This is a genomic window from Acinetobacter qingfengensis, from assembly GCF_008693185.1.
Classification (GTDB): Bacteria; Pseudomonadota; Gammaproteobacteria; order Pseudomonadales; family Moraxellaceae; genus Acinetobacter; species Acinetobacter qingfengensis.
The window spans coordinates 19,529-44,991 of record NZ_VXKN01000003.1; the positions used below are offsets into that span (position 1 = coordinate 19,529).

A 25,463-nucleotide genomic window follows, 5' to 3' on the forward strand; every position below is an offset into this window, starting at 1 on the left:
CATTTTTATGTATCAATTGAAAAGGGTTTGAATATGCGTGATCATTTATTGTTAGAAAACTTGTTTAAAGAAAAACTGGAAAAAGCTTATCAACTGGCAACAGAACAAGGGTTTTCGATTTCCATTAGTATTGTAGATTCATCGGGGTTATTAAGACAATTTATGCGTATGGATGGTGCTGTTGCTGGAACCATTGATGTATCAATAAAAAAAGCCAGAACGGCTGCACTTTTTGGCATGAACAGCTTTAATTTTGGTCAATTTGCCAATCCCAATGGTGCAATTTATAGTATTGAACATACCAATGGTGGCTTAATTAGCTTTGGCGGTGGTGTTGTTTTATATAATGAATATCAGGAATTAGTGGGTGCAATCGGTGTAGCCGGCGCCAGTGTCGAGGCAGATCAAAGTATTGCACTTGCTGCTGCGGAATAGCCTCATCATGAAGCGTGAAAAAATACATTCTGGTGTTTGGGCACTTGCGATCACCTCTTTTGCCATCGGTCTGGCCGAATTTATTGTGGTTGGTATATTACCGACCATAGCACATACATTTGATATTTCGATTGTCCTAGCTGGTAAACTGGTGGGTATTTATGCCTTTGCCCTCGCCATTGGCACCCCTGTTCTGGTATTACTGCTCAGCCAATTTAATCGAAAACATGTCCTGATTGGTCTGATCATCACCTTTATACTTGGCAATGGGATCTGTATTTTTGCGGTTAATTTCCCCATGTTATTGTTGGGTCGGATTGTCACTGCGATTGCCCATGGAAGTTTTTTTGCATTTGGTGCCAGTATGGTCATGCAACTGGTGGTAAAACAACAGACTGGTCGTGCAATCGCCATTATGTTTTCAGGCTTGACGATCGCCATGGTCATTGGTGTACCTTTAGGCAGTTTAATCGGTTATCTCTGGCACTGGTCTATTCCATTTTTTGCAGTCATTCTGTTTGCAGTCATGGGATTGGTTGCTGTGTTTAAGTATATTCCTGCACTCACCACGACCAATCATTTTCATTTTAAAATGCAATTAGATGCTTTAACACACTACCCGATCTGGCTTATGCTGCTACTGACCATATTGAGTTTTGGTGCAAGCTTTAGTGCGTTTACTTTTATCACTCCCATTCTGGTCAATATCACAGGTTTTAGCTATACCATCGCCAGCATGTTATTGATTATATTTGGTATCGCAACATTTATCGGTAACACACTCGGTGGCACGCTGACCGTCAAATTAGGCTGGCAAAAAACGTTATTTTATTTTTGTATAGCCCTACTGATCACTTTAACGTGTTTAAGCATGTTGATGTCATATCAAGTACTAATGGTACCGCTGTTATTCGTTTGGGGGATTGCTGCTTTTGGTGTTTCTCCAACATTACAGACCGGGGTTTTGACTATGGCAGAACGCTATAGTCCCAAATCTATCGACTTTAGTTCGGCATTAAATATTTCTGCATTTAATCTTGGTATTACCCTTGGAGAAACATCGGGAAGTTATTTTGTCGCAAAACAGCAACTCAGCCAGACACCTTTGGCGGGTATCGCCATGATCTGTGGCGCAATGATGTGTTTAGCCATGATCAAAAAGTACAGCTAAAGTCATTTCAGGTTCAAGCAGTTTAATCTGCGAATTGATACATCATCGCTATACAAATAATATGATACTCAACTGTGTTATATCCGACAGCTGAGTATCGCGACCCCATTCATTGTGCTATAAAACTATTTTAATTTAAACTTCCGGGAAACAGATACGCCACTCCTGAATTAAAAAATCAATAAAATATTTAATACGTGCAGGAATTGGTGCTCGGATGGTTCGGACAATATAAATGGGCGTATTGTCATCGTGCCAGTCAGGTAAAACATGAATCAATTTCCCTGCCCGAATTAATTCAGCCACTTCCCAGCTTTCACGTAATGCAATACCTAAACCCAATTCACTCCAACAGGTTAAAATATCTCCACTATCCGCAACCATTTGGCTCGATAAAGTAAGCTGCATTTGCTCATGAGTGTTGTTCAATTTCCAAATGATTTGAGACATACCTTGTGTCGAAAATAATAAACATTGATGTTGATATAAATCAGCAGGATGTTTGGGTATGCCATATTTTTGTAAATATTCTGGTGCCGCAACCAAAATACGCTGATTATTGGCCAATTTCCTTGCAACCAGATTAGAGTCTGTCAAATGTGCAACTCGAATAGCCAAATCAATATCACACTCATATAAATTCACCAGATGATCGCTTAAATGCACCATAAAACCAATATCCGGATATAATTGCTGAAATTTTGCGGTCATGATCGCCAATTGCTGACGTCCTAAAGGCAATGGTGCTGTAATTTTAATGATACCTGTGAGTTTTTCATGACTGTCCTGAGCAAATTGTTCTGCTTCATCTAATAATATCAAGGCTTGCCGAAATTTACTTGCCAGTATTTTACCTTCCTGTGTTAAACGCATTGATCTGGTACTGCGCTCAAAAAGATGAATATTTAAGTTTTTTTCCAATCTTGTAATCTGTTTACTGACTGTTGTAGGCGATAAATTCAGTCGATTGGCAGCAGCAGTAAAACTTCCACTTTCAATCACTTTAATAAAAATACGTATATCTTCCAGATTTTTTAAGGTTTGATTCATGACAATTCATCATATATTTTTTACTTTTATACAGATTTTTAGCATAAATTAAAACCCATATAGTGTTCCTTGAAATATTTTTCTTTGGATCATCTATGCCCTTTATTATTTATATCTTTGCGCTATGTGCCTTTGCCATCGGGTTTACTGAATTTGTTACGATTGGTTTGGTTCCTGCCATTGCTCAGGATCTAGCCGTATCTATTCCTACCGTAGGTTTAGCAGTTACCATTTATGCTCTAGGCGTTGTGATTGGTGCTCCTTTTCTTACTGCACTTGCCAGCCACTGGCCTAGAAAAAGGTTATTAATTTTTGCTATGTTGATGTTTGTGCTTGCGAATGCTGTTGCCGGATTCTCTTCACAACTCATCATACTATTAAGCGCACGTCTAATTTCAGGATTTGCACACGGTATTTTTATTGCCGTTGCTGCTAGTGCAGCAACGCAATTGGTAAAAAAACAACAGGAAGGTCTGGCGATCTCTCTAGTATTTGGCGGCGCAACCGTCGCAATGGCTTTTGGTGTACCTGTGGGTACATGGTTAGGTAATTTATTTCATTGGCAATGGGTCTTTTTTATGCTTAGTCTGTGCGGTTTTTTCGCTGTACTGGGTTTAACTTATTTTATGCCATTTCAGCCCGCCAATGTAACGACATTAAGTTTATCCCAACATCTTGGCGTTATTTTTAATCCACAATTATTATTGACGACTTTAATTCCTTTGATTTCTTATCTGGGTATTTTTACCTTCTATACATATATTTCCCCTACACTTTTGCAATTGACGCATTTAACACCTTTTTTTAACAGCTTGTTATTGCTTAGTTTTGGGATTGGTGCTGCTATTGGAAACTATCTTGGAGGTGTATTAACCGATAAATTGGGCTATGTTAAAACGGCCACTTTAATGTTAACAGGCATTGTCGTTGTTCTGATGATGATTCAAACCAATCTTCCCCATGCTCTGACAATGTCGATATGTGTAACGCTTTTGGGGCTAGCAACTTTTGGTGCCATTTCACCATTACAAACCAGAATTATTGCACTTGCCAAACACCAGCTCCCTTATGCAGTTGATATTGCTTCTGGTTTAAATATCGCCGCATTCAATGCAGGTGTAGTCGGCGGATCTTTACTTGGTGGTATGATCATTCAATATGCTGGTTTAACTTATCTTTCTGGAATTGGTGCCATATTTGCATTATTAGCTTTAGGTTTATTTATTTTTCAGTCCAGATCCAAACAAATGACTTTTATAGACTAAAAACATGGCTGAAGGCTTAAACCAATCAATCCAATTGTTTTGTTTAAGCCTTTAAACAACGACAGTGAACAGTCATTGATATATATTGTCTTCAAACTAGTCTAGTGTGAATGAAAATAATCTAATAACTCAGAAAAGCCATTCACTTGCGCAAAAGGTTGTGCTGCATCTATTTCTTGCTGTGTACCATATCCATAACGTACTGCAATGGTATTTATGCCATGACGTTTAGCCCCAAGAATATCATGCTCACGATCACCAATCATGATACATTGCTCTACTAATAAATTTTGTTGCTGTAAAATATAAGCAATTAAATCCCCCTTATTGGTACGTTCACCTGTCAGCTCACTACCGTAAATATGTTGAAAATATTTTGCCAAATCAAAATATTCCAGAATACGTTTGGCGTAAACAGTCGGTTTGGCTGTGGCAACAAATAAACGATAACCACGTTGATGAAGTAACATCAAGGTATTTGCCACATCAGGATAAACTTCATTTTCAAACAAACCCGTCACACTAAATCGTTCCCTATACATTTGTAAGGCTTGCTCAGCTAAGGCATCATCATCAGTATTTAGAATTTTTGCCAATGCCTGCTTTAAAGGCGGACCAATACACCAGTCCAGCGAAACATCTTCTGCAACAGGATATCCTACTTTTTCCAGCCCATAACGAATAGAGGTGGTAATGCCAACTTTCGGATCGGTTAATGTACCATCCAGATCAATTAAAATATTTTGAATCGCCATATCTTCAAGAAAATCATTTATATCACTGTTAAGTGTGCCATAACCCTTGTTAAAATAGAAAACAATAAATTATCAATTATTCAGGAAGATTAAAAATGCGCCCGACCGTCTTATGTTTTTCAGGTTTAGATCCTTCCGGTGGAGCTGGTTTACAAGCCGATATCGAGGCCATTGGACAAAGTGGTGCGCATGCTGCGATTGCCTGTACTGCCCTGACCATTCAAAACTCACAACAAGTATTTGGTTTTGAAGCCACATCAAAAGAACTCTTACTGGCGCAGGCCAATGCAGTTATAGATGACTTACCCATTAATACTGTTAAATCCGGTATGTTGGGAACAACGGACAATATTTTTGCGTTATCTGAATTTTTAAATGAGCATGCAGATTTAAACTATGTACTAGATCCGGTTCTGGTGGCAAATAGTGGCGGCTCTCTTGGCGATCTGCCTACACTGGTCGAAGCTTTTAAAATCCTGATTCCACGTGCAACACTCATTACCCCAAATACAGTTGAATTAAGAGCGTTAACAGGTTGTGAAAATCTTCAAGATGCCACACAAAAAATCTTTGAATTAGGTGCACAAGCCGTTTTAGTAAAAGGCGGCCATGAAAAGTTACCTGCCGATCTGTTAATTAATCGGTTATATATTCAGGGGCAACTGGTACATGAAAGCGAACAGCCCCGACTTGATGGTGAATTTCATGGTTCAGGCTGTTCATTGGCCAGTTTTATTGCCGGTCGACTAGCATTAAATGACTCATTGGAAAAAGCAGTAGATATTGCCGAAAAATGGCTGTTTCGTGCATTACAACGTGCCGATGTCCCACATGCTGATGGACAGCGCATGCCAAGACGCTTTATTTAAAAATAGCCAAGTTATTGTTAAGCATCGTCACATTCAAAACGAAAAGAGCAGCTTATCCTACTGCTCTTTTAAAGTCTATTGAGATGCGTTCTCTGCCTGAGAAAAGTATAAATTAAAAGCTTGTTATTTCTAGTCCAAATATAGAATATAACTTAGACTTAATATTTACCAAAACATCAAACTTATTATGGGATACGCAGCACTTGCCCCGGAAAAATTTCATTCGGATCCTTTAAAAGAGGCTTATTGGCTTCAAAAATTTGCTGATATTTATTGGCATCACCATAAACTTCTTTAGCAATCTTCGAGAGATTATCACCAGATTTTACCGTATAAAATTTGCTTTCAGGTTCAGGAGTTGCAACCGTTAATTGATCATCAACACGTGCAACATGGTCCACATTTCCTACAGCCAATACTGCTTTTTCTTTAGCAGCCTGACTGGGTGCTTCACCTTTTAAGGTTGCCAGATCTGTGGTCGCATTATATTCAACCACAAGCTGCTTTATTCCTAAATCCAATCCTTGTAATAAACCCAGTAACTTATTTGCAACTTCTTGTGCAGAAGGTTCATTTTGTACAGCAGGTTCACTTGTAGATTGTACTGCTGGCTTTTGCTCAACTGGTGATGCTGTGTTCTTTTTACCAATACCTTTTACAAAATCAAAAAAGCCCATGATATCGTTCTCCTGTTATGTTTATTTCATATCATTTATAACGCATTTATTGTTTTAACTGTTCATATCAATAAAAACAAGAATTTGGTCACGTTTTCTTGTTAATTTCTGTTCATAATCAAATCATTTATATAGAAAAGACCGCATTATTGCGGTCTTTTGGGGATAATAAATACAGTATTTGTAATTATTGTCCTAATTTTGCAGTGATATAATCAATTGCAGATTGAACTGTTGTAATTGAATTTGAATCTTCGTCAGGGATAGTGACATCAAAATCATTTTCAAAAGACATAACAAGTTCTACTAAATCTAGTGAATCTGCACCCAAATCATCCATAAAAGATGCTTCGTTTTTAATATCTTCAGCACGTATACCTAGTTGCTCTGCGACTGCTTGCTTGACACGTTGTTCGATATCGCTCACAGGAATTCTCCTCATTGCTTGTGGCGGTGTTTGAATCTCGCCATAGTTTAGATTAAAAATCAAAATTATTAAAGCTAATCCTATTCGGTTAGCTCATATACATACCACCATTCACATGCAGTACAGTACCTGTAATGTAAGCTGCTCGCTCACTTGCCAGAAAACTCACTGCATCAGCAATATCTTGTGGTTGCCCCAAACGATTAAGTGGCACTTGTGCAATCATCTTGTCTTTAAGACTATCATCAAGTGCATCTGTCATATCTGTTGCAATAAATCCAGGCGCCACTGCATTGACTGTAATTTGGCGGCTACCCATTTCTTTGGCTAAACTACGACCAAAAGCTTCAATTCCAGCTTTGGCAGCAGAATAGTTGGTTTGCCCCGGGTTAGCAAAATGTGCCACCACAGAACTAATATTAATGATTCGTCCAAAGCGTGCTTTGGTCATTCCTTTTAAAACACGCTTAGATAGGCGAAAAACAGCTTTAAGATGAGTATTCATAACATCATCCCAATCATCTTCGCTCAAGCGCAATAAAAGATTGTCTTTGGTAATACCCGCATTATTGACAAGTACAAGTACAGCCCCATATTGTTGTTCAATCTGTGAGAGAACTGTATCAATCGCATTTTGATCACGCACATCCAGAACCAAACCTGTACCATTTTCAGCTAATGTCTGTGCAATTTTTGCAGCACCAGACTCACTGGTTGCAGTTCCTACCACAAAAAATCCATCCTGTACCAGTTGCTGTGCAATGGCTGCACCAATTCCACGACTTGCACCAGTCACTAATGCAATACGTTTATTTTGTTCAGTCATGCAATTTTCCCTTCAGCAGTTAAAATAGTATGTAATGCGTCTTCAAAACGATTGACCGTATCAATTGGCAATGCTTTGCTTACAAATGGCAAGCGTTTTGCAAGATTACTCAATACATTTCCAGAACCACATTCCACAAGATATTGCACATCATATTGTTCCAAATATGCAAGTGTTTTAGTCCATTGTACAGGTTGATACAGTTGATTAACCAAAGCTTGTTTTAGACTATCAAGGTCATTGGCAATTTGTGCATTCACATTATTAATCACAGCAATTTTTGGTAATTGCAAATCAACTTTCGCCAATGCCTGTGCAAACTGTTCTGATGCAGATTTCATCAGACTACAGTGTGAAGGAACTGATACCGGTAGAACAATGGCTTTTCCGCTCAATTCCTTGGCTTTTTCAATTGCAATTTGTACAGCCTCAGTTGCGCCAGCAATCACCACCTGACCTTGCGCATTAAAGTTTGCTGCTTCAACTTGTCCTTTATTTTGCTGCGATGCATCCTGACAAAGTGTAATGACCTGCTCATCACTTAAGCCAAGAATCGCAGCCATGGCGCCTGTTCCCTGAGGTACAGCCTGTTGCATTAATTGACCACGTAGATTTACCAGCTTGACTGCATCCACCAAATTCAAAGCTTCTGCTGCAACCAATGCACTGTATTCACCTAATGAATGTCCAGCCAAATACTTTGGTGCAGGTCCCCCCCCCTCAAGCCATATACGCCACAAGGCAATGCTAGCCGTTAATAAAACAGGTTGTGTATATTGTGTTTGATCCAGTTTGTCACCAGTCTGGGCAATTTCCCATAAATCAGAACCCAAAGCGTCGGAGGCTTCTTTGAATGTTGTCAGAATACTTGGAAAACGTTCTGCAAGCTCTGCGAGCATGCCAACTTTTTGTGAACCTTGCCCAGGAAAAACAAATGCTGTTTTTACAGCTTGTGATGCCAAAGCAGATTGTAATGTGGACATAAAACTTCCCATTGACTCTGTATTAACTTTAAATTTCGCTTAGCTTAACAAGCTTAAATACAGTGCGCTATCGCAAAAAATACCGTTTTTACATTTATTTAACTTTATAAAATATTGACGGAATTATCTTGAATCACTTAAAAATACGACAATATCGCTGCAAAATTTTTCTTCTCAATCCTTTGATTACTAAATTTATAGTGTTTGATTGTATAACGATCAACTTAAGGCAATCATAATACCCAAGCCATAAAAAAGGGAGCAAACGCTCCCTTTTTTGTCTTTTACGCTTTATGCGTGACAATTATTCCGCATCAGTTGCTTGAGCGAATAATTGACGACCACGATATAAACCATCTTTGGTTACGTGGTGACGACGATGAGTTTCACCAGTAGTCTGGTCTACAGTCAAAGTGCTCGCAGTCAAAGCGTCATGAGAACGGCGCATGTCACGGCGTGAGCGACTTTTACGGTTTTGCTGAACAGCCATGATAGGCTCCTTACAAAGATCGAAAAAATGGATCAAACAATCAATATCTTGGTCTAGTATAACACATTATGAACCAAGTTTGCCTTTCAAACCTGCTAAAATTTCAAACGGATTGTCACGTTTTTCCTCAGCGATGGCTTGAACTACAGGTCGATGCTTTAATTCACAAGCCTGATGCTTGGGTGAATTTGGCACCGACAACAGCAATTCATCCTCAAGAATATAGATCAGATCAACAATAGCGGGCGTCTTATAGTCGCCTTTTTGCGTCCCCGGATCTTCACCCAAGATGATGAAATCAGCATCCTCATCCAAATGATCTATTTCAGATTCATCATCTAGAATGGCAATATGTACATCTGACTGAACAGGTAACGTTACACCTTCCAGACAACGCTGGCACTGTAAAGTCACTTGTGTTGTTAAATGTGCATCTAACCATACTATTCGATGATAAGCATCTATAGATAACTTACAGTCGACCTGAACCCATTGATTATCAATCGATCCAACAGCTTCATGAGCAATTCGAGTAAAGCGAGATAATGGCAGTTGTCCTGACCATGTAAAGCCTTGCTCGGCCCATTTAAACGGCTCAATCTGTGCCGGAAAGGTATTTGCTGACATAATTAAGGCGGCAATTCTACAAATTCATCAAACTAATGTCAAAGATTAAGATACAATTTCGTCGCTAAATTTTGCATCGTTTGAGAGAAATCACTGGTTATGAGTCTGTTGCAAGCACAAAATAATGCAATTACAACATCATCTACGATAAACACTACTGTACCGAGTACATGGTCATTATGCAACAATGAAATTCAGCAGGTAGATTGGTTAATTTTACACTTTAACCAATGGTTTTCCCACCATAATGTTGTTTTAATCCGTGGTGAACATGAACCTGAATATTTTCCGGCAGATAGCAGGCAACCGGCTAGGATTCAATTTGCACATGGTTTTTTTAATAGTGCCTTACATGAAATCAGTCATTGGTGTATTGCAGGTCATAAACGCCGCACTTTGCCAGATTTAGGTTACTGGTACGCACCCGATGGTCGAACGGCTGAACAACAAGCATTATTTGAACAAGTAGAAGTAAAACCGCAAGCACTTGAATGGTTATTTGCCCAAGCCTGTTTGCGTCCTTTTCGAGTATCTCTGGATAATTTAACCGGCGTAAGCGGAGATGGAACAACATTTAAAGACAATGTTTACCATCAAGTACAAGATTATCTAAAAAATCCGCATCGTATTCCTAAAGATGGCCTGTGTTTTATCCAACATTTATGTTGGCATATCCGAAAAGGTCAAACATTACGTCAGGAAGAATTCCTAAGGCAAGCTCTTGATTAAACAATACTTGCAAAAAGTGCTATAATTTCCGTCAGCAAAACTTTTAGGATAGCCACAATGTTACATTTACGCATTCACCCAGAGAATCCGCAAGCACGATTGATTCAACAGGCTGTAGAGCGTATTCGTGCCGGAGATGTTGTGGTCTACCCTACAGATGCCGCCTACGCAATTGGTTGCCAGATTGGTAATAAATCGGCAATGGAACGCATTGCGCAAATTAGACAACTTGATGCTAAACACCAATATGCCATTTTATGTCAGGATCTATCAGACATAGCAACGTATGCCAAAGTCGATAATGCCATGTATCGTTTGCTTAAAGCCAATACTCCGGCCTTAACTACATATATTCTACCAGCAACAAGCGAAGTCCCTCGCCGTTTGATGCATCCTAAAAAGAAAACTATTGGTATTCGTATTCCTATTAATCCGATTTGTCAGATGTTATTAAAAGAACTCGGTGAGCCACTAATTACCAGTACATTGGTTTTACCAGGACAACAAGACCCTCTGGATGATCCATTTGATATCGAAATGCAATTAGGTAAACGAATTGATGTATTTATTGATGGTGGTTTAGGGATGTTGGCGACCACCAGTATCATCGATTTATCTCAGGATCACCCAATCATCATCCGCCGAGGATTAGGCGATGTAAGTGCCTTTGAATAATATAAAATTTATCAAGCCTCATAAAAACTTTACAGTTTGAAATAAAAGTATTGCAGTAGCTTGAAGTTTATACAGTCTAATTATTTCTTTCACTGTGTAAATCAGCTAAAATCCAACTTGGATTTGATGTGCAATTTTTTTTTGTGATCTGCACAATTTCATGCTTTTGAAAATTCGCGTGGCCTAATAACTGTAATGAATAACTCAGATTGTATTAAACAAGAAGATACGCATGCTATACGTGTCATAGATGAATATTATCCTGATCTTCCTGACGATTTATATATTCCTCCTGAAGCATTTGCCATTTTACTTGAACAATTTGAAGGCCCATTGGATTTTTTACTTTATTTGGTTAAAAAAAATGGCTTTGATCTAAAAACTCTGGATATTGCACCAATCGCACGTCAATATTTATCTTATATGGAGAAAATGAAATCTCTAAATATCGAATTGACGGCTGATTATATGGTGATGGCAGCTTTATTGGCGGATCTAAAATCCCGTTTATTATTGCCTAAACCCGAAAACAACTCTTCTCTTGAACATGACCCAAAAAAACTTTTGGTTGATCGCCTTGAACAATACTTGACAATTAAACAGGCAGCAGAACGTTTAGGGCAATTCAATATTCTGGAACGTGATGTATTTGATGCACAAGTCAGCTTGGGAGAACGAGGCATTATCTACGAAGGATATAATGCACAAAGCCTACAGGATGCATTAACCTGTATCTTTACTCGCCCTGATCCAATGATCCATCAAGTTGAGCATGAACCCGTCTTGCTTGAAGAACGCATGCATTATATTTGTGAAAAAGTTGCATCTGGCGGTATCCTTGGTTTTACCGAACTACTCAATCCTTTGCAAGGACGTATGGGAATGGTGGTCACTTTTATGGCAATTCTTGAATTAGTAAAGCAACAACAAATCAGTATTGTTCATGATGGCAATCAACATGCCTTAAGTATTCAGGGAAAATACTATGCCTAATCCAAATTATTCTGACAAAAGTACATCTCTGGACGAATTACATCATGAAGCCTTGATGCAAATTGAAGCAATTATTTTTGCTAGTGATGCACCCGTCTCGATCGCTCGTTTGAAACAAGCGTTAGCTGGAAAATTCAGTAGCCAACAAATTCGCCAACTTTTACAACAACTATCCATTTTACAGCATGGCCGTTCAGTTGAACTGATAGAAACTGTACAGGGCTTTAAATTTCAGGTTCGTGCTCGTTATCGTCAGGCCATTCATCAGGCTTGGCCGGAACGCCCAATCAAACTATCTCCAAGTTTATTAGAGGTTCTGGCAGTTATTGCCTACCATCAACCTGTAACACGTGCTGATATCGAACAAATTCGAGGTGTCAGCAATAATAGTCAAATTCTGAGAACGTTATTTGAATGGAATTGGATTAAAGAGTCAGGTTTTCGGGATATTCCCGGACGCCCAGCTTTATTAGTAACAACTTCGCACTTTCTCAATGCCTTTGGTTTGGCATCTCTAGGCGATCTCCCGGTTATTCAGAATCACAAGGATGCTTTAACGCAGCTTGAAAATACTATGCTACGTTCTTAAGCAAGTGTACTGATTAAATTTTAATTTTTAAGGTTTGCAATTATGAGTGAAAAATTACAGAAAGTACTTGCCCGGGTTGGACTCGGATCACGCCGTTACATGGAAGAAGTCATTGCTGCCGGACGTGTTAGCGTCAATGGTCATATCGCTCAGGTCGGTGAACGCATCGAACAAGGAGATGAATTACGTATTGATGGTCGTAAAATCAACTATCAAGTGGAAGATGAAATTCGTCGTCGTGTATTGATTTACTACAAACCTGAAGGTGAAATCTGCTCACGCAATGATCCGGAAAACCGTCCAACTGTATTTGATCATTTACCACAAATTGCCAATGATCGCTGGGTAATGGTGGGTCGTCTGGATATTAATAGTACAGGCTTACTCATATTTACCAATGATGGTGAACTGGCAAATCGACTGATGCACCCATCTAATGAGATCGAACGTGAATACGCTGTACGTGTCATGGGTGAAGTCACGCCACAGGTTCGTACCACACTATTAAAAGGCGTAGAGCTGGATGATGGTCCAGCTAAATTTGAATCTTTTAGTGAACTGGGTGGTGAAGGAATTAACCGTTGGTATCAAGTCGTAGTAAAGGAAGGCCGTAATCGTGAAGTACGCCGTTTATTTGAATCACAAGGCCTTAAAGTCAGTCGCTTATTACGTACCCGCTATGGTTCAGTCATTTTACCTCGTGAATTACGTACTGGTCGCTGGTTAGAACTAGACAAGCAAGACATTGATAATCTGACAAAACTGGTAGAACTCAAACCTCGTCAAGGTACAGGTTTATATGGTATGGCAAAACGCCGTGCCGAAAAAATGATTGATAAACCAATGCCTGCGCGTCGCGGTGGTTTTTTACGTCAACAACGCCGCGATCATGAAGCTGAAGCTGCTGAACAGGCAAACGCAACGGCGCCGACAACACGCAAACCTATTGAATATGCCAACAAAGGCTTCAAAAAATTTAATGCAAAATAAATTTTATGTTGTTATGCAATCAAGTGTCCATCTGTAATTGATGCCTGATGGTTATAAAAAAGCCCATAATCAAAATTTTCAATTATGGGCTTTTTTAACCTCAAGCCATTTAACGCAAACGTGATAACCACTCACCTAACATTTGAACCAATTGAACAATCAGCAATAAAACAATCACTGTCAGAATCACGACACTGGTATCAAAACGCTGATAGCCATACGAAACAGCCAAATCTCCTACACCACCCGCACCCACTACACCAGCCATTGCTGTTGCGCCAATCAAACTAATAGTCGCTGTAGTTAAATTCAGAATCAGGGAACTTCGTGCCTCAGGCAGAATAAATTGAAAAATAATTTGCCAAGGTGTTGCACCCATTGCCTGAGCAGACTCAATGATGCCATCATTCACTTCAAGCAATGATGTTTCAATTAAACGTCCCATATATGGACCAATATAAATAGTCAAGGGTACAATTGCCGCCCATGTCCCAATTGTGGTCCCTACGAGTAATTTGGTTAATGGAATCACAGCGATCAATAAAATAATAAATGGTAACGAACGTAAAGCATTGATAATCGGATTCATCACATGATAAATAAGGCGATTTTGTAAAATACCATTTGGTCGGGTCACTAGCATGAGAATCCCTTGTGCGAACCCCCATAATCCCCCAAAGATCAATGCAAAGAATACCATCTGGAAGGTTTCTTGTAACGCAGTCACAAACTGATCCATCGTCAGACTACTATGCCAATAAGGTGCAGTAATCTCTGTCAACCATTGTACAAATAATTCTCTCATACTGATGCTCCAGATTGAATTACACGTACACCCTGTTGTCTTAAAAATGTAATTGCATCGTTAAGGATCGTTTCTTCGCCCAAAAGTTGTACAAACATTTGACCAATCACCGTGCCATTAATTTCAGTCATATTGGCAAATAGAATATTTAAGCTCAGATCAAATTGTCTGATTAATGACTGAATCACCGGTTGCTGTGCAGTTTTTCCAAGAAATTGGAAACAATAAATACTGTGATGATGCTGATTTTCTAATCTTGCCAAAATATTTTCGGGAAGTTGTTGCTGCAAAACAGTTTGAATAAAATTTTTGGTGGTTGAATGTTGTGGCCGACTAAACAAATCTACAGTATTTCCAGTTTCAATAACTTTACCTGCCTCCATAACAGCAATTTTGTCACAAATACGTTCAATGACATCCATTTCATGGGTCACCATGACAATAGTAATATTTTGTTCACGGTTAATTTTTTTTAATAGATCTAGTACAGATTGCGTAGTTTGAGGATCAAGTGCTGATGTGGCTTCATCACATAATAAAATTTTAGGATGATTGGCCAAGGCACGCGCAATACCAACACGTTGTTTTTGTCCACCTGACAATTCATCTGGAAAGGCATTACGTTTTTGTTTTAGATCAATAAATTCCAGTAATTCTTCTAAACGTTTCTCGCGCTCAGCTTTCGCATAACCGAGAAGTTTTAATGGCATTTCAATATTTGCAGCGACTGTTTTGCTTTCCAGTAAATTAAAATGCTGAAAAATCATCCCAATATTTGCTCGGGCCTGACGTAAGGCTTTGGCATTTAATTGTGTTAAATTCTGCCCATCGACAATAATTTGCCCATGATTAGGCCGTTCCAGCAAATTCATCAAACGAATCAGTGTACTTTTTCCAGCACCGCTATAGCCGATAATGCCAAATATGCAACCTTCCGGAATTTCCAGGTTAATGTCATCCAGTGCATTTAAGGTTTGCCCTTTTAACTGATACTGTTTAGAAATATGTTTAAATTGAATCATTTTGCCAGAAAAAACCGTCTAAAAATAAGAAACAGGCGGTTACCCTGCCTGTTTCAGATGGATTGGATATTATAATACTAGTTTGAACCAGTGAGATAGCTGATTGGTTTATTCACATCAACTTTTGTACCACCAAAATGGTCTTGTACATACTTTTTCACAGCTTCTGTATGATATAGAGCCCCCAATTTTTGTAAGATTGGATCATTTTCACGCCCAGCAGCAGTAGCCAAAATATTGACATTTAATTTTGTACTTTGATCGACTGGCTCATAAAAAATTGCATCTTTCAATACATTCAGACCGCCTTCCATTGCCAGAGTATTTCCAAGCACAATTGCATCAACATCATCTTTTACACGAACTGCTGAGGCCATTTGAACTGGTTTTACCGCCAAGTTTTTACTATTTTCAATAATATCTGAAGGTGTACCTTTAGCAGGGTTAAAATCAGCTTTTAATTTAATTAAACCAGCACTTTGTAGTAACAATAACGCACGTGCTTCATTTGCGGCATCATTTGGAATAGCAATGGTTGCACCTTGAGCTAATTCTTCCACTTTCTTGTATTTATTAGTATAAATTCCCATTGGCTCAAGATAGGTTGTCGACACTGGTGCTATTTTATCTTTATTTTCAGCATTAAATGCCAATAGGTAAGCATAGGATTGGAAGGCATTAATATCTACTTCTTTATTTGCTGCTGCAGTATTCATGGCAACATAGTCAGTAAAATTCTGTACTTTTAATTCAATACCTGCTGCTTTTGTTTCAGGTAAGGCGGCAATATAACGCCAGACATCAGCATCCGAACCTGTTGAAGCCAAAAGTACGGTATGTGTTTTTGCCGTATCGTTGCTGGTGGCTGTTGTGGAAGCACTCTCTTGTTTGCCACATGCAGCAAGTAACAATACAGATATGCTCAGGAAAAGACCAATAAGCTTTTTCATAGATTTATCCTAATCAGCTAAAGCACTTTATCTCTCAAATATGCTTTATCATTTCAATCAAAGTAGATTATTATGGCATGAAAATTAATAATATATTAATTGCCATATTCCAAAGCAGTAAAGTTGCAAAAAGTGGACAACTTATCCAGTATTTTTTAAAGATTCATACAAATTAAACATTAATATGAAATTTATATGCGGCTTTAAAAATATTGGCAATCATAACAATAAACAAATCATGATCATATAAATTATGCTGCTGTACTTTACAGATTTTTTTATTAAATCGCATATCTGCATCAATTTATATTTAATAAATTTGATCGGAATTCTTGGAATTAGAATATTAGCTTTCTTGTCAAAATATCTATATTTCTTGTCCAAGAGATTTTATACCATTTCTTAGAAACTCAATCAGCTTAAATCGAATGTTAATTTTTTATCTCAATCGGATTGGTATTCAAGCTCATGACTTAAGCCTATAATATTTATATTAAAAAATAACTTATTGCATCTAACTTCATAAAAATAAGGTTAAATTGTTATTTAACCTTACGATATCTTAATTACTCAAATTTTCCATGAATAATCGCTTATTTCATGTATGCACCAGCATTTTGCGTATGGTCAGTCTTATCAATGACTCGACCCAATTCTGGAATATGTGATTGCAATGTGGTTTCTACGCCTTGTTTCAAAGTGATATCAATTGCGGAACACCCCTGACATCCACCACCGAATTGTAATACCGCAGTTAAGCCATGTTCCGGATCTTCAAAAATTTCAACCAGACTACAATTGCCGCCATGACCAGCAAGTCCCGGATTAATCTCTGCCTGTAAAACATATGCAATTCGTTCTTCAATGGATGCATCCGGTCCTACACGCGGTACTTTGGAATTAGGTGCTTTAAAGGTAAGCTGACCACCAAATCGATCCTTGTTATAGTCAATCACAGCATCTTTAAGATAAGGAATAGATGGTGTATCAATAAACGCAGGAAAATCAGGGTAATCTTGCTGATAGTCGGTCGGATTAACTTCATCTGGTGCACTATAGGCCATACAACATTCTGCACGTGCGGTTCCCGGGCTTTCAACAAAAATACGTACACCAATTCCGGGAGTATTTTGTTTCGCCAATAAGTCTCTCAAATACTCCTGTGCTGATGGGGTGATGATCATATTTGGGATGGTTTCTTCAGCTACAGTTGAATTTGTCACGTCTTCTGACATAAATATTACTCCTCTGGTATCTGCCTATATGATACATCAAGTTGTATGGTTTTTTGACTAAAACACTCGGAATAAAATAATGGCTTGCTCAAAAAACAAAAGAATGACTATTGCCATTCTTTCATATCAATGAATTGCTTCGATAAAAACCAGCAAAGCAGTATATTATTGCGGTTTATATTCAATCACAAAATGACGCCAATGATCACGAAGTTGTGGTGTAAGCTCTAAAGATTGTTCATCATAAATTGTACCTTCCATATCTCTTGCCATTAAGCCAGAAAGGCTAATCATCATATCAAAACCTTCAACTGCATTTGCATTTGGCAAAGCTAAAAAGAATGCCAATCCTTTCACTTCCTCACTTAGCAATGTTTCCAGATCAAAACCTGTAGGTGCACCTTCTTCATTAATTCTTAATACGCTAAACATTAAGGGACTACTATGTTCAGGATCCTGATAACGATGGAAGCAAGACATTTCGCCATAACGCAAGCCATATTTTAATAACATTCTTAATGCGCGTTCACCGGATAAAGCACGTGCTGGATTTGGATATAAATACAATGCGACAAACTGCTGTGCTGTTGCCAAGGCGCTTTCTTCATCCTGACGATTTTGTTCACTGATATGTGCATCCAATACATCACTTTCTCCCTGCCATTCAGAAAGTTCTACAGCATCAAGTAAACTTTTATCTTCAATTTCTTCCACAACTTCATTTACTTGTTCAGCCTGCTGCTGAATGGGTTCTGAGATTGTGTGCTGTGTTTGTTGCTGTTGATTTTTTTGTTTGCTGTCAGCCGGTAATTCTGGTTCGACATCCAATTGCTTTAATACTTGATCCAGTTCATCCGATGTCGTGTCAGTTTCGGTTTCAGCAGGTGAATCAGTATGTTTTTGCTCAACCACGGAAGTTGATATCGCTGAGGCTTTTTCATCGATAGTACTAACAGGTACGACTGTTTTCTCGGCACTGTCTATGACATTGTTGGTAGGCTGAATAGTTGTTTCTGGCATCTGGCGTAAGTGACGTGGCACGATGGGTTGCAGACTTTGCGGCTCTACGATCAGCTCTGTTTGCTCAATCGGTGCTGTAGGTTTGGGTTTACGAAAAATAAGTACTAATCCAATGAGTACCATAACTACCGCAATAACAATTCCTGCGATTTGCCAAGCTTGATCCATTTTTTTACTCCGTTGTCATTACGTAAGATTCAGCCTGTGCCAAACTTACTGCCACCAGCTTTGAGCTACCTGCATCCGGCATCGTAACCCCCAGTAAATCTGTTGCCATTGTCATGGCAAGTTTATTATGTGTAATGTAAATGAATTGTACTTGTTGCGATAGCTCTTTTACCAAATTACAAAAACGATTCACATTTGCATCATCTAAAGGTGCATCTACTTCATCCAGCACACAAAAAGGCGCCGGATTAAGTCTAAATATTGCAAATACCAATGATAGAGCGGTTAATGCTTTTTCACCACCAGATAATAGCGCTAAAGTGCTGTTTCTTTTACCGGGTGGGCGAGCCATTAGTTTTACACCAGATTGCCAGCCATCTTCCAAACTTAAACTTGCTTCACCGCCAGTAAATACTTTAGGAAATAACACTTGCAATTCCTGATTAATTTTCTCAAAGGTATGCATAAATATTTGACGAGTTTCCTGATCAATATCCTGAATTGCCGCATGTAATTGCTCAACTGTCTGGGTAAGATCTTGAATTTGATGATCAAGTTCGTCATATCGGTGTTGCAATTGTTGTAATTCTTCGTAGGCTGCCAAATTAATTGCACCAATTTTTTGGCATTGTTGCTCGGTTTTTTCCAATTGCTGTTTAATTTGTTGCGTATTGATTTCTTCACGAATTGGCTGTGGCTGTCCAATCTCCTGCAATTGCGCCATGACATGATGTTGTTCAGCCTTGTGCTTTTGCCAATCTAAACGTACATTTTCCAGTTGATCACGTAACTGGTTTTCAATCTGTTGTTTATCGACACGTTGTTGATTTAAATGTTGATGGGTTTGTTGAAGCTGCTCTAGTTGCTGCTGCCATTCCTGCCATGCCTGATGTGCAATCTCAGCCTGATTACCAGCCTGCTGCTCTTGCGATGTTGCTGACTGTAATCTTGCACTTAGCCCCTGTAATTGTTGTCGTTGTTGCAATATTTGTTCACTTAAATCTTCAATACGTTGCTGTTTGAATGCAATATCCTGTGTAAGTAATGCTTGTTTGTTTTGTTGCTGCACACATTGCTGATCAAATTGCTGTAATGTCTGTTGATCCTGCTGTACCTGCTGCTGTATGCACTGTAATTTCTTTTGATATTGTTGGAAGCTATCTTGCATTGCAGTCGCTTCTGGTTGAACAGTTTCCAGCTTAAGTTTTAAACTCACCAGATCCAGATTGATTTGTACCTGATCTTGCTGGTCATCATACATTTGTTGCTGAAGATGTTGAATTTGCTGTTCCAGTTGTCGTGTTTTTTCTTGATTACTGGTCAAAATTGTTTGCAGACGAATTTCTTCCTGTTGATATTTCTGCTGTTGTTGCTGCGCCTGTTTTAATGTAGATAACGTTTGTTTCAGTTGCTGTTGCTGAAAATTAAACTGTTGCTCAATTTGTTCCAGTTGCTGTTGCAAAGGTACAACCTGTTCGGCAACCTGTGAAAATTGTTGCTCCAGTTGCTGTAAATGTATTCGATACTGTAACTGTCCGTATGCAGAATCTTGTTGATCAATATTTAAATTAATCTGCCAATAATGGCTACACCAATAACCATCTTTGCTTAAAATACTGTCCAGATTAGAACATTGTGCCAATTTCTGCTGTGCCTGATTTAGATCCTCTGCAATCCAAATGGTTTGCCACAATGAGGTTAAAGGCTGCGCAATCCAGTTTGAAATATGTGGCAAATCGAGCCTGTGGGATGGTTGATCAAACAAAATTTTTATTTGTCTGGCAATTTCTGTACAACTTTCAAAATTTTCGACAACATCAGCGCTTAACCAAGGTGCCAATAATTTTTCCAGTAATGCACCGTAATGTTGCCCTTCCTGAGTTAGCTGTAATTGATCCAGTAGTGTATATGAGCTTTTCGGCTGGTCTGATTTAGACAAATTATTCAGTAATTTTTGTGTCTGCCGAATTTCTCTTTGTAAATTTTGGTGCAACATGCGTGCGGACTGCAATTGCTGCTTTAGCGTTTCTTGTTGCTGCTGCGTTTGTTCCACATGATCTTGTTGATGTTGCTGCTCTTTCGTTAATTCATTCACTTGCCCATTTATCTGTATAAGCAATTGCTGCACATCTTCCAACTGTTGCCGATGATCTGTCATTTCAATTTGTTGTTTTTGCAATTGTAACTGCTGTAACAGTTGCACTGATCGCTGAACGGTTTTTTCGGCCTGTTGTAATTGAAACTGTAACTGCTTTTGCTGTTGCAACAATTGCGTGAGCTGCTGCTGGTGATTTTGATTTCTATGTTGATAATACTGAAATTTTTCCTCAATCTGTATTAATTCAATTTGATTGTCTTCAGTCGTTTGCTGCAACACTTTATACTGTTGTTGATAACTGCCTTGTAAATGCTGAAGTTGTTCAATCTCAGTATTTAATTGCTGATGTTCATCCTGTAATTGCTGATGTTGCTGTTCTAACCCCATCAAAGAATGTTGTAATTGCTGTTGCTGCTGCTGATCTTGCTCAAGTTGCCATAACACATGTTGATGTTGCTGCTGTGCCTGCTGCCAGCTTTGTTGTAATTGTTCAGCTTGCGGTAATTGTTGTTGGATATTTTGCTGTAATAAATGACTTTCAATTTCTATCTGTTCAAGTTGTTGATGGTGCTGTTGAAATTGGTCAGTCAAATTTTTCAGGCTTTGGGTCAACTGTTCAACCTGATCAAATTCTTGATGATATTGCGCCGATAACAATTGAATTTTGTATTGGACAATTTGTTTTTGCAAGCTTTGATATTTTTCTGCCTGTTCGGCTTGTCGTTTTAACGTTTTAATCTGGCTATGCAATTCAAGTGCAATATCATTTAAACGAAATAAATTATTTTGAGTATGTTCAAGATGTTGTAAGGTTTCACGACGGCGAGCCTGATAACGTGAAATTCCCGCAGCTTCTTCAATAAAGACACGCATTTCGTCTGGCTTTGCATCAACCAGACGATTGATCATACCTTGCTCAATGACAGCATAAGAACGTGGTCCCAATCCCGTTCCAAGAAAAATATCGGTAATATCACGGCGCCGACATTTCGTACCATTTAAAAAATAATCAGATTTACCTTCTCTCGTCACCTGACGCTTAACACTTAACTCAGTATAGGCATTGTATTCACCGCCTAATTTGCCATAAGTATTATCAAAATGAAGTTCTACACTGGCCAGACCTATAGGTTTACGGTGGGATGTACCTGCAAAAATAACGTCCTGCATATTACCGCCACGTAATTGTTTGGCACTGGACTCTCCCATAACCCAGCGTATAGCATCAATGACATTGGATTTTCCACAGCCATTGGGACCAACAATCGCAGTACGATTATCTTTAAAATTCAGGGTTGCAGTATCAGCAAATGACTTAAAGCCTGCCAGTTTTAAACGACTTAAACGCATAACTTCTCAATTAATGGGGTGAGCATTGCGCCCATGCCAATTCCGCCTGTTTAATATGAATCAGCGATGCCTGCACGAGCTTGCATAAGTTTCGGCAAAAATCCTGCATAAATAAAGCGGCTTGATGTGTATTTTTGCTTGTTATTGCATCAATCACTTTAGAAATCAGGAAAAATTCTTCCTGTAGCGCATAATTTGACACATGAATCGCATAAAAATAACCACGGCGTATTGCCGGCAATAAATCTGTAAACATGCAATGTAAATATAAATGTTCACAGCTTGCAGAGAATTGCGATAGATAAGCAAAAATTTCATCATAAAACTGTTGTGGCTGAAATGCCTGTACCTGCTGAAATAAACGCTGTTGTAATGTCTGTAACAACCCATCAAATTGATGATGATCCACCTTATCATGCTGCATTATGATCTCAGTAATCAGTAAGTCAGCCATCCGAAATAATGATTCTATATGTTGTTGATCCAACTCACTGACTAATGCTCCACGTCTGGGATAAACGTTGATTAATCCTGTACGTTTTAAAATTTGTAGAGCTTCCCGTACCGATGCACGACTCACCTGCATGGCATTGGCAATACGCACCTCCTGTATACGCTCTCCAGCAATCAATTGTCCTGTAATAATTTGTTCTGCAATCTCCGCTGCAATTTGTTCAGATAGTCCTTCAAATTTAAAAAAGCATATTGATGATCCCACAACCGATTTATCCTAACTTGGAGTGATCATTGATCTAATTCGTAAATATTAACGTTTTACACTTTCTGGCGGCTACCTACCATTTTCATATTTTTAGTTAAAACTTTAATCGAGATACTGTATATATTTTTTTAAACGACCAGATACCACATCATGGCCTTATAAATAAAAAATGTTCCTACACAGGTTAGCAACAATGCAAAACACTTTTTCAACATTGCTGGTGAAAGTTGATGTGCAACTTTGGCACCGATTTTGGCTGTAAAAAAGCTCATAAAACTAATGCCAAAAAAAGCATAAAGATGGATATAACCAATTGCTCCAGGAATATGTTGCATTTCATGTGAACCAAACCACATAAATCCAATCGCCCCGGCAATTGCTATAGGGAAACCACAAGCAGCAGATGTTGCCACCGCTTTTTGCATCACAATACCATGACGATTCAAATACGGTACAGTTAAACTCCCACCACCAATCCCAAAGATTGCAGATGCAATGCCAATAACCCCACCTGCCAAATTCTGTCTAAATGTTGAAGGCAGTTGTTTCGTCGTATCTACAATAGCACTTACACCTTTTAGCATTCGATATGCTACCCATACAGCGAAACAACCAATAATCAATTGTAAAACATGGCTAGGCAGTAAATCTGCAATACCCGCACCCAATAATGAACCAATGATTAATCCCGGGGTTAAATTCTTTACAACTTGCCAAATGACAGCACCTTTTTTATGATGCGCAGAGACTGAACTTAATGATGTAATAATAATTGTCGCTAATGATGTCCCCAGCGCCATATGCATCACATACTGAGGATCATATCCCTGCTGTAGAAATACCCAGTACAGAATTGGCACAATGATCAACCCACCACCCACGCCAAATAGCCCTGCGGTAAATCCAGCACATGCACCAACCAATAAATAAACGAGTATGACCATGAATTTTGCCCTGCATCTTCAAACACCTGAGCAAGAGCAACAGGAAATCTCTGCCTGCCTTGCTGCTGCACATGCTACGCCAGAAATAGTGATTTGCAAACAAAATACACAATCAACCAATGATGATGCATTACAACTTTTTCAACAAGGTTATCAGACTGCACTGGTGACTAGTCAGCAACAAAGTCAGGGACGTGGACAACATCAACGACAGTGGGTTTCACAATCAGGTAATATTTTTTTTAGCGCCTTATTACCATTGCAACGTCCTATTGATGGTCGTCTGGCATTAGAATGTGGCTTAAGTCTAATTCACTGTCCAATGTTCGCTGAATTAGAACAATTGCAACTAAAATGGGCCAATGACCTTTATAGCCCGCAAGGAAAATGGGGTGGAATTCTGGTTGAACCAGTACAACAAAAACAAGTTATCATCGGTATCGGGATTAATGTGCTTCCTATTGTACAACAACAAGGATTACCCCCAAATACCAATTTACTTACGCTTGGTTTAAAAGACTATCAGCGTAGTGAATTGATTGCTCAGATGTATGTCGCCATGCAACAGGCGATACAATGGTTTAATTTTGGTAGCCAAAATCTGGCACAGCGATTCAATGCAGTTGCTGCATTCAGGCAACAAAACATGCATATCACGCGTCACAATAATCCGGACTTATCCGGTATTTATCAAGGCATACAAGACGATGGTGCATTACTGATTCAGGTTACTGATCAACCCAATCCAATCGCTTGTTATGATGGCCGATTAGTCATTCCTACACATCCAACTGCGGACGACCATCACAATGCATCATAATTTATGGCTGGATTTAGGCAACAGCCGTCTAAAGTACTGGATCTGTAATAGCGAACAACACATTATTGAGCATGGTGCAGAATTACATCTACAATCCCCTGTCGATTTACTTCTTGGTTTAATTCCTTATCTTAAAAAGCAACACATCCAATCTATTGGAATTTCTTCTGTTCTTGATCAAACCACCAATCTACGTATTCAGCAAATTCTGTCTAATCTAAAAGCTCCTGTTTATTTTGCGCAGGTTCATGCTGAATATGCAGGATTGATCACAGGCTATGATCAGCCTAAACAACTGGGGATTGATCGATGGTTACAAGTATTGGCAATGACACGCCAACCTGCAAAATACTGCATTATCGGATGTGGCACAGCACTGACCATCGACTTACTTGAATATCATCAACACTTAGGTGGATACATTTTACCTAATCTCTATTTACAACGTGATTCACTGTTACAAGGCACCAAAGGTATTAAAATCCCTGAAAAAAACTTTGATTCTCTCAGTGCTGGACGTAATACCAGTGATGCTGTACATCATGGCATTTTACTGGGTTTATTGGGTGCCATTCGCTATACCATGCACTCTCATCCGGATTATCAACTCATTTTTACTGGCGGCGATGCTGCAATTTTTTCAAGTTATTTAACAGAATTTAAACCAAAGATCGTATCTGATTTATTATTAAACGGTTTACAACATTATGTTTTAATGCAATCTTAAACATTGAGGGTATCAAAACACTCAACTTATTTTAGAAATGTTTTATCAGGAT

27 protein-coding genes are annotated in these 25,463 nt (G+C 38.8%); 11 read left to right on the top strand and 16 right to left on the bottom strand.

Annotated elements, in window-relative coordinates:
* The first annotated feature begins 33 nt into the window (after positions 1–33).
* Complete coding sequence (locus tag F4V57_RS04980) at positions 34–435, top strand: GlcG/HbpS family heme-binding protein (RefSeq protein WP_070069451.1); 402 nt, start codon at positions 34–36, stop codon at positions 433–435.
* Positions 436–442: 7 nt separating this feature from the next.
* On the top strand, positions 443–1,606 hold the full coding sequence (locus F4V57_RS04985; RefSeq protein ID WP_081409180.1) for an MFS transporter: 1,164 nt from the start codon (positions 443–445) through the stop codon (positions 1,604–1,606).
* Between the two features lie 135 nt (positions 1,607–1,741).
* On the opposite strand, the gene F4V57_RS04990 is transcribed toward F4V57_RS04985, so the two are convergent.
* On the bottom strand, positions 1,742–2,656 hold the full coding sequence (locus F4V57_RS04990) for a LysR family transcriptional regulator (protein WP_070069452.1): 915 nt from the start codon (positions 2,654–2,656) through the stop codon (positions 1,742–1,744).
* Between the two features lie 95 nt (positions 2,657–2,751).
* On the opposite strand from F4V57_RS04990, the gene F4V57_RS04995 reads away from it, so the two are divergent.
* Complete coding sequence (locus F4V57_RS04995) at positions 2,752–3,921, top strand: MFS transporter (protein WP_070069453.1); 1,170 nt, start codon at positions 2,752–2,754, stop codon at positions 3,919–3,921.
* Between the two features lie 101 nt (positions 3,922–4,022).
* Here the strand turns inward: F4V57_RS04995 and F4V57_RS05000 are convergent, their stop codons facing one another.
* Positions 4,023–4,676, bottom strand: a complete 654-nt coding sequence (locus F4V57_RS05000) for an HAD-IA family hydrolase (protein WP_070069454.1) — start codon at positions 4,674–4,676, stop codon at positions 4,023–4,025.
* Between the two features lie 95 nt (positions 4,677–4,771).
* Between F4V57_RS05000 and F4V57_RS05005 the strand changes: the two genes are divergently transcribed.
* The gene (locus F4V57_RS05005; protein ID WP_070069455.1) at positions 4,772–5,545 is read left to right on the top strand and encodes a hydroxymethylpyrimidine/phosphomethylpyrimidine kinase; all 774 of its coding nucleotides are present in this window, start codon (positions 4,772–4,774) and stop codon (positions 5,543–5,545) included.
* A 185-nt stretch (positions 5,546–5,730) separates the two neighbouring features.
* On the opposite strand, the gene lysM is transcribed toward F4V57_RS05005, so the two are convergent.
* The 6 genes from lysM to F4V57_RS05035 all read right to left on the bottom strand — a co-directional run bounded on the left by lysM (position 5,731) and on the right by F4V57_RS05035 (position 9,575).
* Positions 5,731–6,222 (bottom strand): peptidoglycan-binding protein LysM, encoded by a 492-nt coding sequence (gene lysM, locus F4V57_RS05010; RefSeq protein ID WP_070069456.1) that lies wholly within the window; start codon positions 6,220–6,222, stop codon positions 5,731–5,733.
* A gap of 187 nt (positions 6,223–6,409) precedes the next feature.
* Positions 6,410–6,649: an acyl carrier protein gene (gene acpP / locus F4V57_RS05015; protein WP_070069457.1), complete on the bottom strand. Its 240-nt coding sequence runs from the start codon at positions 6,647–6,649 to the stop codon at positions 6,410–6,412.
* Between the two features lie 88 nt (positions 6,650–6,737).
* On the bottom strand, positions 6,738–7,475 hold the full coding sequence (gene fabG / locus F4V57_RS05020; protein ID WP_070069458.1) for a 3-oxoacyl-ACP reductase FabG: 738 nt from the start codon (positions 7,473–7,475) through the stop codon (positions 6,738–6,740).
* Positions 7,472–8,458 (bottom strand): ACP S-malonyltransferase, encoded by a 987-nt coding sequence (fabD, locus tag F4V57_RS05025; RefSeq protein WP_070069459.1) that lies wholly within the window; start codon positions 8,456–8,458, stop codon positions 7,472–7,474. Before fabD ends, fabG begins: the two co-directional genes overlap by 4 nt.
* A 304-nt stretch (positions 8,459–8,762) precedes the next feature.
* Positions 8,763–8,948: a 50S ribosomal protein L32 gene (gene rpmF / locus F4V57_RS05030; RefSeq protein WP_070069460.1), complete on the bottom strand. Its 186-nt coding sequence runs from the start codon at positions 8,946–8,948 to the stop codon at positions 8,763–8,765.
* Between the two features lie 66 nt (positions 8,949–9,014).
* Entirely contained in the window at positions 9,015–9,575 is a 561-nt protein-coding gene (locus F4V57_RS05035; RefSeq protein WP_070069461.1) for a YceD family protein, read from the bottom strand.
* A gap of 99 nt (positions 9,576–9,674) precedes the next feature.
* On the opposite strand from F4V57_RS05035, the gene F4V57_RS05040 reads away from it, so the two are divergent.
* From F4V57_RS05040 to rluB, 5 genes are all read left to right on the top strand, one after another.
* Positions 9,675–10,304, top strand: coding sequence for an elongation factor P hydroxylase (locus F4V57_RS05040; RefSeq protein ID WP_070069462.1), 630 nt, complete (start codon positions 9,675–9,677; stop codon positions 10,302–10,304).
* A gap of 57 nt (positions 10,305–10,361) precedes the next feature.
* Positions 10,362–10,979 carry an L-threonylcarbamoyladenylate synthase gene (locus F4V57_RS05045; protein WP_070069463.1) on the top strand — a complete coding sequence of 206 codons (618 nt, stop codon included), beginning with the start codon at positions 10,362–10,364 and terminating at the stop codon, positions 10,977–10,979.
* 195 nt (positions 10,980–11,174) lie between these two features.
* On the top strand, positions 11,175–11,972 hold the full coding sequence (locus F4V57_RS05050) for a segregation and condensation protein A (RefSeq protein WP_070069464.1): 798 nt from the start codon (positions 11,175–11,177) through the stop codon (positions 11,970–11,972).
* On the top strand, positions 11,965–12,561 hold the full coding sequence (scpB, locus tag F4V57_RS05055) for an SMC-Scp complex subunit ScpB (protein WP_070069465.1): 597 nt from the start codon (positions 11,965–11,967) through the stop codon (positions 12,559–12,561). The genes F4V57_RS05050 and scpB overlap by 8 nt, the downstream gene beginning before the upstream one ends.
* Positions 12,562–12,603: 42 nt before the next feature.
* Entirely contained in the window at positions 12,604–13,551 is a 948-nt protein-coding gene (gene rluB, locus F4V57_RS05060) for a 23S rRNA pseudouridine(2605) synthase RluB (protein WP_070069466.1), read from the top strand.
* A gap of 109 nt (positions 13,552–13,660) precedes the next feature.
* Here rluB and F4V57_RS05065 read toward each other — a convergent pair whose 3' ends face one another.
* From F4V57_RS05065 to F4V57_RS05100, 8 genes are all read right to left on the bottom strand, one after another.
* Complete coding sequence (locus F4V57_RS05065; RefSeq protein ID WP_070069467.1) at positions 13,661–14,356, bottom strand: methionine ABC transporter permease; 696 nt, start codon at positions 14,354–14,356, stop codon at positions 13,661–13,663.
* On the bottom strand, positions 14,353–15,378 hold the full coding sequence (locus tag F4V57_RS05070; RefSeq protein ID WP_070069468.1) for a methionine ABC transporter ATP-binding protein: 1,026 nt from the start codon (positions 15,376–15,378) through the stop codon (positions 14,353–14,355). The genes F4V57_RS05065 and F4V57_RS05070 overlap by 4 nt, the downstream gene beginning before the upstream one ends.
* A gap of 77 nt (positions 15,379–15,455) precedes the next feature.
* Positions 15,456–16,328, bottom strand: a complete 873-nt coding sequence (locus F4V57_RS05075; protein ID WP_070069469.1) for a MetQ/NlpA family ABC transporter substrate-binding protein — start codon at positions 16,326–16,328, stop codon at positions 15,456–15,458.
* A 593-nt stretch (positions 16,329–16,921) separates the two neighbouring features.
* The gene (gene nfuA / locus F4V57_RS05080) at positions 16,922–17,563 is read right to left on the bottom strand and encodes a Fe-S biogenesis protein NfuA (protein ID WP_070069470.1); all 642 of its coding nucleotides are present in this window, start codon (positions 17,561–17,563) and stop codon (positions 16,922–16,924) included.
* A gap of 165 nt (positions 17,564–17,728) precedes the next feature.
* Positions 17,729–18,751: a cell division protein ZipA C-terminal FtsZ-binding domain-containing protein gene (locus F4V57_RS05085; protein ID WP_070069471.1), complete on the bottom strand. Its 1,023-nt coding sequence runs from the start codon at positions 18,749–18,751 to the stop codon at positions 17,729–17,731.
* A gap of 4 nt (positions 18,752–18,755) precedes the next feature.
* A complete protein-coding gene (smc, locus tag F4V57_RS05090; protein ID WP_070069472.1) occupies positions 18,756–22,199 on the bottom strand; it encodes a chromosome segregation protein SMC in 3,444 nt (1,147 codons plus the stop codon).
* 10 nt (positions 22,200–22,209) lie between these two features.
* Positions 22,210–22,917: a GntR family transcriptional regulator gene (locus F4V57_RS05095; RefSeq protein ID WP_081409181.1), complete on the bottom strand. Its 708-nt coding sequence runs from the start codon at positions 22,915–22,917 to the stop codon at positions 22,210–22,212.
* Positions 22,918–23,048: 131 nt separating this feature from the next.
* Positions 23,049–23,864 carry a sulfite exporter TauE/SafE family protein gene (locus F4V57_RS05100; RefSeq protein WP_070069473.1) on the bottom strand — a complete coding sequence of 272 codons (816 nt, stop codon included), beginning with the start codon at positions 23,862–23,864 and terminating at the stop codon, positions 23,049–23,051.
* Here F4V57_RS05100 and F4V57_RS05105 point away from each other — a divergent pair.
* Both F4V57_RS05105 and F4V57_RS05110 read left to right on the top strand, forming a co-directional pair.
* Entirely contained in the window at positions 23,863–24,684 is an 822-nt protein-coding gene (locus tag F4V57_RS05105; RefSeq protein ID WP_081409182.1) for a biotin--[acetyl-CoA-carboxylase] ligase, read from the top strand. The two genes, F4V57_RS05100 and F4V57_RS05105, sit on opposite strands and share 2 nt — an antisense overlap.
* A complete protein-coding gene (locus tag F4V57_RS05110; RefSeq protein ID WP_070069474.1) occupies positions 24,674–25,411 on the top strand; it encodes a type III pantothenate kinase in 738 nt (245 codons plus the stop codon). Before F4V57_RS05105 ends, F4V57_RS05110 begins: the two co-directional genes overlap by 11 nt.
* The last annotated feature ends 52 nt before the right edge of the window (positions 25,412–25,463 follow it).

What these genes read in the sequence shown, in the direction of transcription:
- F4V57_RS05105 (WP_081409182.1), top strand. Translation starts at nt 23,863, where the DNA reads ATGAATTTTGCCCTGCATCTTCAAACACCTGAGCAAGAGCAACAGGAA.
- F4V57_RS05035 (WP_070069461.1), bottom strand. Translation starts at nt 9,575, where the DNA reads ATGTCAGCAAATACCTTTCCGGCACAGATTGAGCCGTTTAAATGGGCC.
- F4V57_RS05070 (WP_070069468.1), bottom strand. Translation starts at nt 15,378, where the DNA reads ATGATTCAATTTAAACATATTTCTAAACAGTATCAGTTAAAAGGGCAA.
- F4V57_RS05040 (WP_070069462.1), top strand. Translation starts at nt 9,675, where the DNA reads ATGAGTCTGTTGCAAGCACAAAATAATGCAATTACAACATCATCTACG.
- F4V57_RS05100 (WP_070069473.1), bottom strand. Translation starts at nt 23,864, where the DNA reads ATGGTCATACTCGTTTATTTATTGGTTGGTGCATGTGCTGGATTTACC.
- F4V57_RS04980 (WP_070069451.1), top strand. Translation starts at nt 34, where the DNA reads ATGCGTGATCATTTATTGTTAGAAAACTTGTTTAAAGAAAAACTGGAA.
- lysM (WP_070069456.1), bottom strand. Translation starts at nt 6,222, where the DNA reads ATGGGCTTTTTTGATTTTGTAAAAGGTATTGGTAAAAAGAACACAGCA.
- F4V57_RS05050 (WP_070069464.1), top strand. Translation starts at nt 11,175, where the DNA reads ATGAATAACTCAGATTGTATTAAACAAGAAGATACGCATGCTATACGT.
- F4V57_RS05000 (WP_070069454.1), bottom strand. Translation starts at nt 4,676, where the DNA reads ATGGCGATTCAAAATATTTTAATTGATCTGGATGGTACATTAACCGAT.
- rpmF (WP_070069460.1), bottom strand. Translation starts at nt 8,948, where the DNA reads ATGGCTGTTCAGCAAAACCGTAAAAGTCGCTCACGCCGTGACATGCGC.
- F4V57_RS05075 (WP_070069469.1), bottom strand. Translation starts at nt 16,328, where the DNA reads ATGAAAAAGCTTATTGGTCTTTTCCTGAGCATATCTGTATTGTTACTT.
- scpB (WP_070069465.1), top strand. Translation starts at nt 11,965, where the DNA reads ATGCCTAATCCAAATTATTCTGACAAAAGTACATCTCTGGACGAATTA.
- nfuA (WP_070069470.1), bottom strand. Translation starts at nt 17,563, where the DNA reads ATGTCAGAAGACGTGACAAATTCAACTGTAGCTGAAGAAACCATCCCA.
- F4V57_RS04990 (WP_070069452.1), bottom strand. Translation starts at nt 2,656, where the DNA reads ATGAATCAAACCTTAAAAAATCTGGAAGATATACGTATTTTTATTAAA.
- F4V57_RS05065 (WP_070069467.1), bottom strand. Translation starts at nt 14,356, where the DNA reads ATGAGAGAATTATTTGTACAATGGTTGACAGAGATTACTGCACCTTAT.
- F4V57_RS04985 (WP_081409180.1), top strand. Translation starts at nt 443, where the DNA reads ATGAAGCGTGAAAAAATACATTCTGGTGTTTGGGCACTTGCGATCACC.
- F4V57_RS05045 (WP_070069463.1), top strand. Translation starts at nt 10,362, where the DNA reads ATGTTACATTTACGCATTCACCCAGAGAATCCGCAAGCACGATTGATT.
- F4V57_RS05110 (WP_070069474.1), top strand. Translation starts at nt 24,674, where the DNA reads ATGCATCATAATTTATGGCTGGATTTAGGCAACAGCCGTCTAAAGTAC.
- fabG (WP_070069458.1), bottom strand. Translation starts at nt 7,475, where the DNA reads ATGACTGAACAAAATAAACGTATTGCATTAGTGACTGGTGCAAGTCGT.
- F4V57_RS05085 (WP_070069471.1), bottom strand. Translation starts at nt 18,751, where the DNA reads ATGGATCAAGCTTGGCAAATCGCAGGAATTGTTATTGCGGTAGTTATG.
- fabD (WP_070069459.1), bottom strand. Translation starts at nt 8,458, where the DNA reads ATGTCCACATTACAATCTGCTTTGGCATCACAAGCTGTAAAAACAGCA.
- F4V57_RS05005 (WP_070069455.1), top strand. Translation starts at nt 4,772, where the DNA reads ATGCGCCCGACCGTCTTATGTTTTTCAGGTTTAGATCCTTCCGGTGGA.
- rluB (WP_070069466.1), top strand. Translation starts at nt 12,604, where the DNA reads ATGAGTGAAAAATTACAGAAAGTACTTGCCCGGGTTGGACTCGGATCA.
- F4V57_RS04995 (WP_070069453.1), top strand. Translation starts at nt 2,752, where the DNA reads ATGCCCTTTATTATTTATATCTTTGCGCTATGTGCCTTTGCCATCGGG.
- smc (WP_070069472.1), bottom strand. Translation starts at nt 22,199, where the DNA reads ATGCGTTTAAGTCGTTTAAAACTGGCAGGCTTTAAGTCATTTGCTGAT.